This window comes from Aquimarina sp. Aq78 (assembly GCF_900299525.1).
Taxonomy (GTDB): domain Bacteria; phylum Bacteroidota; class Bacteroidia; order Flavobacteriales; family Flavobacteriaceae; genus Aquimarina.
The window spans coordinates 92,413-106,578 of record NZ_OMKA01000014.1; the positions used below are offsets into that span (position 1 = coordinate 92,413).

Genomic DNA, 14,166 nt, shown 5'->3' on the forward strand with positions numbered 1-14,166 from the left:
ACTTAATGCTTAAAATTTAATTACCCTCAATATTGACAAACAAAAAAGCCCCGGTTGATGATTCCCGGGGCTTTTTATGTATTTACATGTTTCACAATCTTATTCTTCTACGATACGCACAGGCATCTTGAATACTTTAGCTTCAGAACCATATTGGGTTCCTACTTTTTTATAGTTTAAGCGACTCTTAATAAAACCATCTAAGTTTTCACTTTTAGAATCAACAGATAATACTACGATTTCACCTTTACTATTTAAAGTAAATGTTACATAGGCCGTTAATTCTTTTTTAATTTTAAAAGATGGCTTCTTTAATAATGTACTAATTTCTTTATTAAGAGCGTTTTCTGTTTTTGTTGGATTAGTACTCGCGCTTGCAACACTACTTACTGCAAAAGCAACTGCTAAAAGTAATACATTCAATTTTTTCATGATCTATTCGTTTTTATTGATTTATACTTATAAGACCACTGATTACCCAAATCTGTTACACTAAAAAGAAATATTTAACACAGATTAACAAACCGACCGAATGCAATTAACACAGAAACTCCCTAAAAAAGGCACCTCCCAGCCCTTATGTTAATTTCTTGTATACTGAGTAATTACATCTTTATATTCTGGAAATTGCTGAACTAAGTCCTTTTTTTCTCCCAACTCAAAATCATCAAAATCAAAACCAGGTGATACTGTACATCCCACCAAAGAATAACTATCCTCTTTTTTCACACTAGAAGCAAACCAACAACCTGCCGGAACTACCAATTGAGGTAGCTCTCCCTCATCTAGATTTATACCTACAGAATATCGATGATATTTCCCTTCTAAATCGATCACATGTACGAACAAAGAAGACCCTTCATAATAATGCCATATCTCATCCTGATTAATTTTATGAAATGCCGAAAAATTGTCTGAGGTAAGAAGAAAGTAAATCGCCGTACAATAATTACGTTCTCCCTTAAATTTCTCGTTTAAAATTTGTTGAGGGATAACACCTTCACTTCTATACGTTTCTTTATAAAATCCACCTTCGGGATGTGGATTCATATCTAGTTTTTGAACTATCTTTTCTATCCTTGTGTTCATGGTATTTATATTTAGGTGTTTTATAAAAAAAAAGAAGCGATCATCAATAGATCGCTTCTAATATATACTAAAATCTAATTAGTTATTATGCTAATACTGCCTGCACTTTATCTGCAGCTTCCTGAAACTGTACTGCACTTTGTACATCTAGCCCACTACTGTCAATTAATTCTTTCGCAATATCAGCATTAGTACCTTGCAAACGAACTATAATTGGCACATTAATCGCATCACCCATATTTTTATAAGCATCTACAACTCCTTGTGCTACTCGATCACAACGAACGATACCTCCGAAAATATTGATTAAAATTGCTTTTACATTTGGGTCTTTAAGGATTATCCTAAATGCTGTCTCTACACGTTTTGCATCTGCGGTACCTCCTACATCAAGGAAATTTGCCGGCTCGCCTCCTGCTTGTTTAATTAAATCCATTGTAGCCATTGCAAGACCAGCTCCATTTACCATACATCCTACATTTCCATCAAGATCCACATAATTAAGTCCTACTTCTTTTGCTTCAACTTCGATTGGATTTTCCTCTCTAATATCACGCATATCTACATAATTCTTATGACGATATAACGCATTATCATCCAAAGTCACTTTGGCATCTACTGCCATAATTTTATCATCACTTGTCTTAAGAACAGGATTTATCTCAAATAAAGATGCATCTGATTTAACATAAGCTGTATATAATGCCATTACAAATTTGGTCATTTCTTTAAAAGCAGTTCCGCTTAATCCCAAATTAAAAGCAACACGTCTTGCTTGAAAAGGAAGTAACCCAACAGCTGGATCGACTTCTTCTGTAAAAATTAGATGAGGAGTTTCTTCTGCTACAGTTTCGATATCCATACCTCCTTCTGTAGAGTACATAATCATATTACGCCCAGAAGTACGATTTAGCAATACCGACATATAAAACTCATCCGGTTCGTTATCTCCAGGATAATACACATCTTCTGCAACTAATACCTGGTGAACTTTCTTACCTTCTGCAGAAGTTTGAGGAGTAATCAAATTCATTCCTATGATCTGTTCTGCTATCTCTTCTACTTCCTTAAGGTTTTTAGCAAGCTTCACTCCACCGCCTTTTCCTCGTCCACCAGCGTGAACTTGCGCCTTAATTACATGCCATCCTGTTCCGGTTTCTGCAGTAAGTTGTTTTGCCGCAGCTACAGCTTCATTTGCATTTTGTGCTACAATACCGCGCTGTATACGCACGCCAAAGCTATTTAATATCTCTTTACCCTGATACTCGTGTAAGTTCATACTATTATTTTTTTGCCTTTTTTAGGAGTTCCAAAAATAGGAAAAGTGAAGTTATTGTGCCAATCTTTTTATAGTAAAAAAAACTAGTCTTTTTTAATTCTATAAACAATCAAAAAATTACGTTAATACAGGTAAAGATTGCCTCTTAACTCATTACAATTTAAAATCCTCAAAATCTAAGGGGTCAAAGTTTTTAAAATGCCCATTCATTTTGATTGCCTTCTTAGCATTATTCATCTCTCTCACCACAGGAATTGTCTTTTTAAGATGACTAATCAAATACTTTAATCTTTCAACCTCATTACGAAGTTTCAACAAATGATATTCCTGGCGTAAAGCCAATCCTATTTTATGCGCTACCTGATAACTAACAAAAGGAATATCAAACACAGGTGGATTATCTATTGTTAATTCTACATACAAAATAGCAATATTTTTAAGCAATTCTTCCTGCAACTCTTCTTCACTACTATCATCATCCTTAAGAAACTCTACCTCTCCCCCAGCGTATAGTTTGCCAGGAAATTGCTGATAAAAGTTTTTGATTCTAAAAATTCTTGTTCCCTGACATATAACATCACTCTCTCCTCCCGGGTATTTCTGAGCTACTTTTTGAAGTTTTACTTCGGTACCATACTCTAATTTTTCATCAATATAAGTAGGTATCCCAAACAAGGCCCCTTCTTCTTCACAGTCATTAATCAATTGTTGGTACCTTTTTTCAAAAATATGCAAAGGCAATCGCTCTTCGGGATAAACAACGGTTTGTAATGGAAAAAGAGGTAGCATGATTTTTTTATTAAATGTACTAATTAACACTGTTTATATCCCTTAAACACAAGTTAAAAATCTTAATTTTTCTTATGCATAAGATTTTTTCTTTTCAAGACACAGATATCTCTAATTTTATTGATAATTTCGTAGGCTTAAATTTGTGACACAATGGAAAATGAAAATTTATTAGCAATTGCAAATGAGTTTGGGAGTCCGATTTATGTATATGACTCCTCAAAAATTATCTCACAGTACGACCGCCTTTCTGACGCTTTTAAGAAAGTCAAACGGTTAAAACTTAATTATGCAGTCAAGGCACTGTCTAATATTGCTGTTTTAAAGTTGATGAATTCATTAGGAGCCGGACTAGATACTGTTTCTGTTCAAGAAGTAGAATTAGGATTAAAGGCAGGTGTCAAACCAAGTAATATCGTTTTTACTCCTAATGGAGTTTCTCTTGAAGAAATCGAGGAAGTTTCTGCCTTAGGTGTACAAATCAATATTGATAACCTTTCTATTCTGGAGCAATTTGGCACAAAACATCCTAATGTTCCAGTATGCATTCGCATGAATCCGCATGTAATGGCAGGAGGCAACAGCAAAATATCGGTAGGACATATTGATAGCAAATTTGGGATATCAATTCATCAAATTCCACATATCCTTAGGATTGTAGAAAATACTGGAATGCGTATTAATGGAATACACATGCATACAGGTAGTGATATTCTGGATATCGAAGTATTTCTACGTGCTTGTGAAATACTTTTTGAAACTGCAATGAATTTCAAAAATCTTGATTTTATCGATTTTGGAAGTGGGTTTAAAGTACCTTATAAATTAGGTGATATTGAAACTAATATTGAGGAGTTTGGCAGTAAGATGACTAAACGTTTTAATTCTTTTTGCAAAGAATATGGTAAAGAGCTAACGCTAGGTTTTGAACCCGGTAAATTCCTGGTGAGTGAAGCGGGATACTTTTTAGCCAAAGTAAATGTAATCAAACAGACTACATCTACTGTTTTTGCCGGAATTGATAGTGGTTTTAATCACTTCATTCGACCTATGTTCTATAATTCTCATCATGAGATTATTAATATCTCTAATCCAAAAGGAAAAGAACGGTTTTACTCGGTGGTTGGATATATTTGCGAAACAGATACTTTTGCCACAAACAGAAGGATTTCTGAAATTAACGAAGGAGATACTATTGCTTTTAAAAATACAGGTGCTTACTGTTTCTCTATGTCTAGCAATTACAATTCTCGTTATCGCCCCGCAGAGGTATTATGGCATGAAGGGAAAGCGCATTTGATTCGTAAGCGTGAAACATTTGAAGATCTTACGAAAAACCAGGTAGACATAGATGTCTTTTCTAAAGTTGTTGAAACGACATAATATAACACTTATATATATTTATAAAGCGTCAGGTTTTTTATCTGACGCTTTTTTTTGTATTGTAAATATTATCAAAAGTTTATTCTTTTATCCCAGGTTGCAAAATAGTAAACTTCTCTTTTTCTTTTGCCTCATCTACCATTCTTTTCACATCAGCTAGAAGTGCTTTTGCATCATAAATTACCCCATCTTTAATGGTATAACTAACTCCTCCTGCTCGAATAACTTTGTTGTCGTCTGTTAATCGAATGGCTCCTGTTCCATAAAGGACTTTAAAGTTCCGAAGTGGATTTTCTTCTACTACCACAAAATCTGCGAGTTTACCTACTTCGACAGAGCCAATTTTGTCTGACACTCCTAAAGCTTCTGCTCCATTTAATGTAGCTGCTCTAATTATTTCGAGAGGATGAAAACCAGCTTCTCGAAACAACTCTAATTCTCGTATGTATGCAAACCCATATAGTTGAAATATAAATCCAGAATCTGATCCTACCGTAACACGCCCTCCTCTATTTTTATACTCATTAATAAAGGTCATCCACAGGCGGTAATTTTCTCTCCAAACCACTTCTTGTTCTGTTCCCCAATCATGCCAATACGAGCCATGTGAAATTTTACTGGGTTGATAAAACCTCCATAACGAAGGTAATGTATAAGTCTCATGCCATTCTGCTCTACGGGCTCTTTGCAAATCTCTACTCGCTTCATAAATATTAAACGTTGGATCCAGTGTAAAATCAAGTTCTATTAACTCATTCATTACCTTATTCCAATGATCAGAATAGGGTTTTGCTGCTTGTTTCCATAATTTACCTGCTTCCTCAAATCGATGCTGCTCATTTTGATAATTATAATCCAAAGGGTAATGCTGAACGGTTTTATCTTCAAACAGCGCTTCTGGTAGTCCATACCAATGCTCCATAGAAGTAAGTCCTGCTTTTGCAGAATTTAAGACATTCCATCGAGCCACATCGGTTTGAGAATGATGACAGGCAGAACGCAGTCCTAGTTTTTTGTTTTCATCTAATGCTGCAGTCATAATTTCTGGAGCTGCTCCAAAGAATTTTATCCCATCTGCTCCTTTCTTTGCATTTTCCTGAACCCATTTTCTTGCCATCTCAGGAGTGCTTATTGGTGATGTACTACCTTGTCCGAATCCTGTATATGCAAAAATACGAGGGGCTATAATTTCATTTTTATCGCTTGCCTTTTTTAATTTCATTGTCCAATCTACACCTCTTCCACTAGGTTCTCTAACTGTGGTTACACCATGTGCCATCCATAATTTAAAGACATAATCTGCATCTGCTCCTTGTGCTACTCCTCCAATATGTCCATGCATATCTACAAAGCCTGGCAATACATACATCCCCTCTGCATTAAGCTCCTTACCTCCTGGTTTTAATACTGGACGCTTCGTTGCCTTGATAGGCATACCCGGATACCCAACAACAACAATATTTTTAATTATGTTTTTTTCTATAACAATATCGACTGGCCCTCTTGGAGGGGCGCCATTACCATTAATTAGTGTTACACCTCTAATGATTAGTTGAGAGAAAGGTCCTTCTTTAAGTTCTTGTGCATTGGATTGTGATATAAAAAATACAACAAGGAGGAGGAGTAAATGTTTTGTGATTTTCATTTTAAAAGGTTTGCATAAAACAAGAAAAAGAGCGTCTTTCTTTATAAGTTAGAAAATACGCTATCAATAATTGTGATTAAACTTACTCAATTCAAAATAAAACTGAATGATCTCTATGAAGAATTTAACACCTCTATACCTCTTCATTAAAGCGAAATACAACAATTATAATATTCACTATCTTTAATACACTACTAAAATCATTTTAATCATGGAAAAGTTACAATGGAATTCGTTTACCAAAAAAATTTATATTCATAAACCTATTGAAGAACTATATGATTTATGGGCCACCCCAAAAGGCATCACTTCTTGGTTTTTAAAACAAGCTAAATACAACACCACAGATGGACAAATCAGAGAGCCATCGGAGCATATTCAAAAAGGAGACACATACACCTGGCAATGGCACAATTGGGACGAAAAAGAAAAAGGGGAAGTACTAGAAGCTAATGGAGATGATTATATAGAAATTAGCTTTAGCAATTCAAAAGTCTCTGTAAAGCTCGAAAAGAAAAATAATGCGACTATGGTGATTTTATCTCAATTTGACATACCTGTGGACGACAAAAGCAAATTACAAATACATTATGGATGCAGTAATGGATGGACATTTTGGCTTGCCAATTTAAAAGCTTTTGTGGAGCACGGTATTTTGCTAAATGAAACTGAAATAAGTCTACAGGAGAATGAGCTTTCTGGATATGAGTTTGTAAATATGTGATTACAAATTTTTAATATTTCTAATTAAATACTCTAATCCGTTAAGTTTTAATTCATAAACTGTTTGCAATTGTTGCCCCAGTAATCCTTTGGGGAAACCTTTGTTGTGATACCATACAACATAATACTCTGGAAGATCAATAAGGTATCTGTCTTTATACTTGCCGAATGGCATTTTGGTATGTGCTAATTTGATTAAAAAATCCTTTTGAAGTTGGATTTCCATGAGGTTAGTTATAAGAACAATTATTCAGTGAAATCTCGGTAATACCACATTAATGTCTCTACCTTTCTTTCCCATTTTTTTTGAGCCTCTGCGTTTCTAGAATGATCCGTCTCTTCATCATATCTCTCCTGCATATTAATTCTCATCCTTTCAACCAGCTTATACATTTTATTAAGGTCTCTTCTTATGTTTTTACCCGCACTATATTCTTTAAGTCTTTTTCTCATTATTCGGGCGTGTAATTCTGAAATATCAAAGTGCAATTGCTCATGAGAAAGAAGAGCTAACGACATTTGCCCTCTCTTAACCCAAGATAAAGATGGATAACAAAAGCTATCTACCTGATAATTTAATTCAATTTCTCCTTTATCTTTACCATAAGACCATTGATAGGTTATTCCCGTATTTACACTAGCGTCATAATTACTATTCAAATTAGGTTTTCCTCTAAAATCTGACCAGTCTAATTCGCTCCTTTCTGCGTACGAGAATTTCCCTACATAACCATTATTACTGGTAAAAAATAAAATTAAAATAATAGTAAAGCACTTACTCATAATTGCAAACAATTATGCCCAAATAAAAGTTATATTTTCATCTATTTCGGAGGCGCCAGGGGAACACAATATGGGGCAAATATTGTTTGCTCTCTGCAAAATAGCATTATTTTTTAGTTCTAAATATACACGTATTTTTAAAAAATACATAATTTCTAGAATCTAATTTCGATTTATTTTTCCTTTGTTTTCCTTAATATTCCAATCTAATCAATTATAATGCCAAGAAATCTTCATTTCATAAAACAATAATAACAAAAAAGATAACAGATACAGTATCAAAGATATATAAAAAATCCTTTTTTATATATCAAAATGTATTTTTAATTTAATAATAAAAATATTCCCCAAATAATACTAGTATACTTTATTTTTCTTTAAAAATTAATTTTTCAGATTGAGTCTTAAGATTCCAAAACTAACAAAAATTATTCAACCAGAGTTAATTTTAACTCATCATCAAACTTAATCAAATATGCTGCATTATTATGATATCCACCTAAAAGTTTCTTAGAATAGCTAAATTTATTCTCAACATACTCTGTTGTCCCTTCATAAGAAGCAGAGTGATATAGGTCATCAGCGGTTCCTAGTCGCATCAAAATATCATATGCTATATCAAAACCACGTATAGCCCAATTATTAGGATCGATACCGTATTCTTTCTTATATCTTTTAACAAATGGAGTCATCTCTTCACCTTCTTCTACTTCTTTATTATCAAACTCCTTATCTACCGATGGGTAATGCATATGTAACTTTGATAAGTGTTCATTTTTAATATTATCATTATTAAATGCATTATTTTTATCTGTAGTAAACAATGTTATTTTATGGCTCTCTGCTTTGGCATTAAGTAAAGGAATAACATTACTTATCATTGCTACATCATTTGATTCCAGAAAAACCCAATTAGGTTTATTCTTATCCAAAACCTTGTTCAGTCTAATTTCATAAAGATAATTACCTTCTTCAATTTTAGCAATTTTAGCTTTAGGGAATTTAGCGACTAGCTTCTCTTTAATTTGCTCATATTTTGCTCCCTGTTGTACTATAATTATAATATTTTTATCGATTGAATCTTTTTCTACAAACGATATTATTTTATCCTGAAGTATTACATTAGTAGGACGGGTTTGAAAGAAATTGTCATACAAGCTCGATTCTTTTCTTGATGCAGGTGAAAAAACAGGTGTATTGTACTTTTTAAGTTCTGAAGCTACTATTTCTAAATTAGTTTGATATAATGGTCCAATCACCACATCTGTTTCGTTAAAATCATTTTCTGCCATTAGTTTTTTAATATACTCTTCATTATTACTTTTCTGAGTATCAAAAACATTAAGCTCTGTAGTAATTCCTCTTGTCCTAGCTGAATCTACGGCAATCAACACTCCGCTATAAAGATCTAATGCTATTCTAAGACTTTGTTTGCTTTTAAGAAATTCTTCGGTATCTTTTCTAGCATCAAAGTTTAATGTATCCAAACTAAAAGGTAACATTATAGCTACTTTTTTAGGAGAGAAATTGTAAAGGTTTTTACTTAAGTCTATATATTTCTCTTTGGTCACGTCTAAATCTGTAACGGCGTTTAAGGTGTCTTTAGGAATTGTAATCACCATACCCGCTTTAAGCCCATCTCTTAAATAAGGGTTCATTTTAAACAAAGAATCAGCAGAAATACCTGTACGTTGTAAAATTCTAAAAACGGTCTCTTTAGGTTTTACTTCATACAACTCAAATCCTGGTTGAATTGAATCCTTTAGAGAGACAAAAATAGTCGTGGGTACCGTAATTTGCATTCCGATAGGAAAACTAGGATTCATGTTAGGATTGAGCTGTTCTAACTCTGCTATCGTAATTCCGTGTCTTCTTGCAATATTGTATTTAGTATCTTTTGGCTTTATCGTATATCTGGTTGTGGCAGATAATCTAGAATTGGCTGGATCCTTAATTGTTTCAACAGTTGAAGTCTCTTCTTCATATACTGGTATCCTTATTTTATCTTTCTTTCTTATCTGTTCGGAATATAACCGTTTATTATTCTTTTTTATATCCTCAACCGTAATTTCATACTTCCTTGCTATACCATATAACGTTTCTTTTCTTTTAACTTTATGAGTAATAAACCGAACAATTTTTCGCTCTTTAGGAATAACTTTCAAACTATCAAGCACAGTATCTTTTCCTTTTTCTGAAATCGCATCAATAGAGGTAGGGTCCTTTTTTACAATTTTACCTACATTTAGTATTTGCCCTATATTAATGCCCTTATCTGCTTCTGGATTAAGCAAGTAAATAGTTTCTATACTTATATTATATTTTTTAGACAGACTGTATACAGTATCATCTTTTTCTACAACATGAGTATTATATTCCTGATCATCTACTATTGGGATAGCTAAAATTTCTCCTTCACTAATTCCATTTTTTGCAGTTGGATTTATTCTATATATAGCTTCTGGAGTTGTATTATAACGTTTAGCTATTCTGTATACATTTTCTCCTTTTGCAACGGTATGACTTTTATATTGCTGTGCAAAAGTTGAACCTGATACTATCAACAACAGAAATATCAATAAAAACTTTTTCATGTATTTATCCGATTTGTTTTTTAATTCCCTAACTTTTAATTTAATATATTTCTATTCCCATTCTATCGTCGCCGGAGGCTTAGAACTAATATCATATACTACTCTATTAACGCCTTTTACCCTGTTTATTATTGCATTAGAAGTTTTTTGTAGAAATTCATACGGTAGATTTACCCAATCTGCCGTCATCCCATCTGTACTTTCTACAGCTCTTAATGCCACACAATTTTCATAAGTACGTTCATCTCCCATTACTCCCACACTTTGCACAGGCAATAAAATAGCTCCTGCTTGCCAAACTTTATTATAAAGACCATCTTCTTTTAATCCATTAATAAAGATAGCATCTACTTCTTGCAAGATAGCAACTTTCTCTAGTGTAATATCTCCCAATATTCTAATTGCTAATCCAGGACCAGGAAAAGGGTGTCTTCCTAACAATTCTGGATCGAGTTCCATCGATGCTCCTACTCTACGCACCTCATCTTTAAACAACATACGCAATGGCTCTACGACTTTCAATTTCATATAATCTGGCAGTCCACCAACATTATGATGTGATTTGATCGTAGCAGAGGGGCCATTTACAGATATAGATTCTATTACATCTGGGTAAATTGTTCCTTGTCCCAACCATTTTGCATCTTCTATTTTATGAGCCTCATCATCGAATACTTCTATAAAAATCTTTCCTATAATTTTTCGTTTTCCTTCAGGATCGCTTTCTCCAGCCAAAGCATCCAAAAAACGTGCCGAAGCATCAACGCCTTTAACATTAAGTCCCATTCCCTCATACTGTTTTAATACCGCAGAGAACTCATTTTTACGTAACAACCCGTTATTAACAAAGATACAATGCAAGTTTTCACCAATAGCTTTATGTAATAATACTGCCGCTACTGTAGAATCTACACCTCCACTTAAACCTAATACTACTTTATCATTACCTATTTTATCCTTAAGCTCTGCTACTGTTGAATCCACAAAAGAATCAGGTGTCCAATCGGGTTGAACATCTGCTATTTTGATCAGGAAATTTTCTAATAATTTTTTTCCATCAGTAGAGTGATACACTTCTGGGTGAAATTGGATAGCATAGGTTTGCTCATTTTCTATCCTATATGCTGCATTTTCTACATCACCGGTACTTGCTAATTTAACAGCTCCTGTAGGAAGTTTTTTTATGGTATCACTATGACTCATCCATACCTGAGAGCCTTTAGTAATATTTTCAAAAAACTGTTCTCCCTCCTGTACAAATGATAAATTAGCCCTACCATACTCTCGTGTATTTGATGGAGCAACTTCTCCTCCACTAAAATGAGCCAGGTACTGAGCACCATAACAAACAGCCAAAAGTGGTTTGTTACCTCGAATTGCTGATAAATCAGGATGAGGAGCATCTTCTCCTCTAACAGAGAAAGGAGAACCAGAAAGGATTACCGCCTTAAAGTCTGATATATTCTCTGGTAAGTTATTATAAGGATGTATCTCACAATATATATTTAACTCTCTAACTCGTCGTGCTATTAGCTGAGTATATTGCGATCCGAAATCTAAAATAAGTACGTTGTTTTGCATAGGCAAAAATAAAATTAAATTACAACCCTCGAAATCCTAAAAGGAATAATTTTCAATATTATTTACTATCTAAGTTTTTAGGCATCATTATTCTTATAAAACAAGCTATTACCAAAAACCTTCTACCTAAACCAATTAACCGTTCGTCGGTATTTAAACGCATTTCATCGATTACAGTCCTTATAAATGACACAATCATTTTAAATTTACATCAGAAACCTTCTAACCCCCAATACGATGAATAACTTCACTTTGAAACTTGCCATAATAATCATTCTTTTTTCTAACACAAGGTGTTTTGCCAACGATACTGAGCATAGTATAAAAATCTTTGATCAGCATATGTCGAGTATGATTATAAAAATTCCTGACACCACGGTGGATCAAAATACATTACACAGCACTTCATTAGAAAAAAAGGACGAGGTTCTTACAATGTCTATTTTAGAATTTATTAAAGAACATACCGATCCATATAAAAAGAAAAATGAAGCTCAAGGTAGTTGGATAAAAAGCACTAAATGGATTAAAGATCCTAATTGGATAAAAAGAGAACTTGTGTAATCATAACTGATTAAGTTATAAAACACATTATTTACAAAAAAACTTAAATACTTCTTTTAATATTTCAAGACCAAGAACTCTCCTTTTAAAGGATCTAAATACTTCATCAATGTTGGAATTAAATCAGAACCATACTCCAGATACAATTCTGTAAAGTTCTTGTTACGTTCTTGCAAACTTTGATTAGGAAAAAGTTCGTTTTGCAGTGTTGTTAAACGTTTTACATGATCACCTAATTTGCGTCTTTGCGCTTTTAACAATCGTTTTTCTAAAACATCTAATCCTTTAAGTTGTTTTATTTCTTGTGCTTTTACTGCATTATTAAAAGTTACATCTGTTTGCTCTGCCAACTTATACATTGCCTCAAACTGCTCTTTCAAATGTTTACGCTGCGGATCAAAATTAATATCTATGTTTGATACTCGACGAACTTTACGATTAATTAACTCATGTTGTTTCAAAAACAACTCTGTATCAGAAACATTGAGTTTTTCGATTTTCTCAGCTTGTTTTTTAGTTTGGATCAGCACCGAGTTACGGAGTAACAACATGGGAAAAGGGATGTCTACAGTTTCAAAATAGTCTTTCAACTCTAACCAATACGCTAATTCTCCTCCTCCACCGATATAACAAAGATTAGGTAAAATCACTTCCTGATACAAAGGTCGCATCATTACATTAGGACTAAATCTTTCTGGAAACTCAGAGAGTTCTTTTAATATCTCACTCTTGCTCCAAGAGATATCGGTTTCGTTTACAAAGTATTTTTCTTCTTTTTCAATAATTCGTTCGCGTAATCCATCTGCCAGATAAAACAAATTGATTTCTCTTGGGTTTACCTGTACTTTATATCCTTGTACTTCTAGTTTTTCTGCTTTTGGTATTACCTTAGTATATGCAACCTGATCTATTAATTCTTTTTCTACAAACGGTATGAAAAGCTTCTTTAATTCATGGTCGTCTCCATCTATAATAACCAGACCATACTCACCAAACAATTCATTAGCCAGATATCGGGTCGCTTCAGCAAGGTTATTATGTTGTAGATATGCTTCCTTAAATAAAGACTTAAGGTATTCTGCATTTCGTCCTGATCCAATTTCCGAAGAAAAAATATCAAAAACTTTATCTAATCCTTCGGTATCAAAAACTCCTACCGCCCCTCCATCGTTACGATTCCATTGTACCTTCTTCCCAAAAAGATTAAAGTAATTAATCTCTTCAAAATCGTGATCTTCTGTTGCCATCCAGTATATAGGTACAAAATCATATTCTGGATGTCTCTCTTTTAAATCTTTAGTAAGATTGATGGTAGAAATGATTTTATATAAAAAGTATAATGGTCCTGTAAAAAGATTCAGTTGATGCCCTGTAACCACAGTAAATGTTGTAGGCTTATCTAATGATTCTATATTTTGATTGGTGAGATCTGAAGGAACGACGCCTATATATTGTTTGCGCAAAGCTTGTACCAATACTTTTCTATGTTCATTAGAAAAAGAGTGTTGTTTTTCTTCAATTTGGTCTTTGAAGTTTTCTAATTTTGGAAACCGATTATAAAAAGGTTGTAATTCAGATTTTTGATCTAAATAATTACAAATAAGAGAAGAAAAGTAATTCGTATCGCTAAACGGAATACAGTCACTAGGCATAAGCAAACTTTTTGGTCGATAAATATACGGCAGATTGTGATCTCATTCGTTTTTTTATATTTTTTTTAATAGTTTGAAAGAATT

Annotated in this window: 13 protein-coding genes; 3 read left to right on the plus strand and 10 right to left on the minus strand. The window is 33.3% G+C overall.

Annotated elements, in window-relative coordinates; genetic code table 11:
* Positions 1 to 99 precede the first annotated feature (99 nt).
* The 4 genes from DG435_RS09500 to DG435_RS09515 all read right to left on the minus strand — a co-directional run bounded on the left by DG435_RS09500 (position 100) and on the right by DG435_RS09515 (position 3,157).
* A complete protein-coding gene (locus DG435_RS09500) occupies positions 100 to 432 on the minus strand; it encodes a hypothetical protein (protein WP_024771263.1) in 333 nt (110 codons plus the stop codon).
* Between the two features lie 150 nt (positions 433 to 582).
* On the minus strand, positions 583 to 1,089 hold the full coding sequence (locus DG435_RS09505; protein WP_106794394.1) for a cupin domain-containing protein: 507 nt from the start codon (positions 1,087 to 1,089) through the stop codon (positions 583 to 585).
* Between the two features lie 85 nt (positions 1,090 to 1,174).
* On the minus strand, positions 1,175 to 2,368 hold the full coding sequence (gene sucC, locus DG435_RS09510) for an ADP-forming succinate--CoA ligase subunit beta (protein WP_106794393.1): 1,194 nt from the start codon (positions 2,366 to 2,368) through the stop codon (positions 1,175 to 1,177).
* Between the two features lie 153 nt (positions 2,369 to 2,521).
* A complete protein-coding gene (locus DG435_RS09515; RefSeq protein WP_106794416.1) occupies positions 2,522 to 3,157 on the minus strand; it encodes an LON peptidase substrate-binding domain-containing protein in 636 nt (211 codons plus the stop codon).
* Between the two features lie 153 nt (positions 3,158 to 3,310).
* On the opposite strand from DG435_RS09515, the gene lysA reads away from it, so the two are divergent.
* Positions 3,311 to 4,540: a diaminopimelate decarboxylase gene (lysA, locus tag DG435_RS09520; protein ID WP_106794392.1), complete on the plus strand. Its 1,230-nt coding sequence runs from the start codon at positions 3,311 to 3,313 to the stop codon at positions 4,538 to 4,540.
* Between the two features lie 79 nt (positions 4,541 to 4,619).
* Here the strand turns inward: lysA and DG435_RS09525 are convergent, their stop codons facing one another.
* Positions 4,620 to 6,185: an amidohydrolase family protein gene (locus DG435_RS09525; protein ID WP_106794391.1), complete on the minus strand. Its 1,566-nt coding sequence runs from the start codon at positions 6,183 to 6,185 to the stop codon at positions 4,620 to 4,622.
* A 211-nt stretch (positions 6,186 to 6,396) separates the two neighbouring features.
* Between DG435_RS09525 and DG435_RS09530 the strand changes: the two genes are divergently transcribed.
* The gene (locus DG435_RS09530) at positions 6,397 to 6,909 is read left to right on the plus strand and encodes an SRPBCC domain-containing protein (protein WP_106794390.1); all 513 of its coding nucleotides are present in this window, start codon (positions 6,397 to 6,399) and stop codon (positions 6,907 to 6,909) included.
* On the opposite strand, the gene DG435_RS09535 is transcribed toward DG435_RS09530, so the two are convergent.
* The 4 genes from DG435_RS09535 to guaA form a co-directional block, all read right to left on the minus strand.
* Positions 6,910 to 7,134 carry a DUF3820 family protein gene (locus DG435_RS09535; RefSeq protein ID WP_035092407.1) on the minus strand — a complete coding sequence of 75 codons (225 nt, stop codon included), beginning with the start codon at positions 7,132 to 7,134 and terminating at the stop codon, positions 6,910 to 6,912.
* 20 nt (positions 7,135 to 7,154) lie between these two features.
* Positions 7,155 to 7,691: a DUF922 domain-containing protein gene (locus DG435_RS09540; protein ID WP_106794389.1), complete on the minus strand. Its 537-nt coding sequence runs from the start codon at positions 7,689 to 7,691 to the stop codon at positions 7,155 to 7,157.
* A 428-nt stretch (positions 7,692 to 8,119) separates the two neighbouring features.
* A complete protein-coding gene (locus DG435_RS09545; protein WP_106794388.1) occupies positions 8,120 to 10,285 on the minus strand; it encodes a LysM peptidoglycan-binding domain-containing protein in 2,166 nt (721 codons plus the stop codon).
* A 51-nt stretch (positions 10,286 to 10,336) separates the two neighbouring features.
* Positions 10,337 to 11,866, minus strand: coding sequence for a glutamine-hydrolyzing GMP synthase (gene guaA, locus DG435_RS09550; RefSeq protein WP_106794387.1), 1,530 nt, complete (start codon positions 11,864 to 11,866; stop codon positions 10,337 to 10,339).
* Between the two features lie 237 nt (positions 11,867 to 12,103).
* Here guaA and DG435_RS09555 point away from each other — a divergent pair, with 237 nt between their 5' ends.
* Complete coding sequence (locus DG435_RS09555) at positions 12,104 to 12,430, plus strand: hypothetical protein (protein WP_159025733.1); 327 nt, start codon at positions 12,104 to 12,106, stop codon at positions 12,428 to 12,430.
* 56 nt (positions 12,431 to 12,486) lie between these two features.
* On the opposite strand, the gene bshC is transcribed toward DG435_RS09555, so the two are convergent.
* Positions 12,487 to 14,082 carry a bacillithiol biosynthesis cysteine-adding enzyme BshC gene (bshC, locus tag DG435_RS09560; RefSeq protein ID WP_106794385.1) on the minus strand — a complete coding sequence of 532 codons (1,596 nt, stop codon included), beginning with the start codon at positions 14,080 to 14,082 and terminating at the stop codon, positions 12,487 to 12,489.
* Positions 14,083 to 14,166 lie beyond the last annotated feature (84 nt).

Coding starts and splice junctions, on each gene's coding strand:
- DG435_RS09500 (WP_024771263.1), bottom strand. CDS start 432: ATGAAAAAATTGAATGTATTACTTTTAGCAGTTGCTTTTGCAGTAAGT.
- DG435_RS09505 (WP_106794394.1), bottom strand. CDS start 1,089: ATGAACACAAGGATAGAAAAGATAGTTCAAAAACTAGATATGAATCCA.
- sucC (WP_106794393.1), bottom strand. CDS start 2,368: ATGAACTTACACGAGTATCAGGGTAAAGAGATATTAAATAGCTTTGGC.
- DG435_RS09515 (WP_106794416.1), bottom strand. CDS start 3,157: ATGCTACCTCTTTTTCCATTACAAACCGTTGTTTATCCCGAAGAGCGA.
- lysA (WP_106794392.1), top strand. CDS start 3,311: ATGGAAAATGAAAATTTATTAGCAATTGCAAATGAGTTTGGGAGTCCG.
- DG435_RS09525 (WP_106794391.1), bottom strand. CDS start 6,185: ATGAAAATCACAAAACATTTACTCCTCCTCCTTGTTGTATTTTTTATA.
- DG435_RS09530 (WP_106794390.1), top strand. CDS start 6,397: ATGGAAAAGTTACAATGGAATTCGTTTACCAAAAAAATTTATATTCAT.
- DG435_RS09535 (WP_035092407.1), bottom strand. CDS start 7,134: ATGGAAATCCAACTTCAAAAGGATTTTTTAATCAAATTAGCACATACC.
- DG435_RS09540 (WP_106794389.1), bottom strand. CDS start 7,691: ATGAGTAAGTGCTTTACTATTATTTTAATTTTATTTTTTACCAGTAAT.
- DG435_RS09545 (WP_106794388.1), bottom strand. CDS start 10,285: ATGAAAAAGTTTTTATTGATATTTCTGTTGTTGATAGTATCAGGTTCA.
- guaA (WP_106794387.1), bottom strand. CDS start 11,866: ATGCAAAACAACGTACTTATTTTAGATTTCGGATCGCAATATACTCAG.
- DG435_RS09555 (WP_159025733.1), top strand. CDS start 12,104: ATGAATAACTTCACTTTGAAACTTGCCATAATAATCATTCTTTTTTCT.
- bshC (WP_106794385.1), bottom strand. CDS start 14,082: ATGCCTAGTGACTGTATTCCGTTTAGCGATACGAATTACTTTTCTTCT.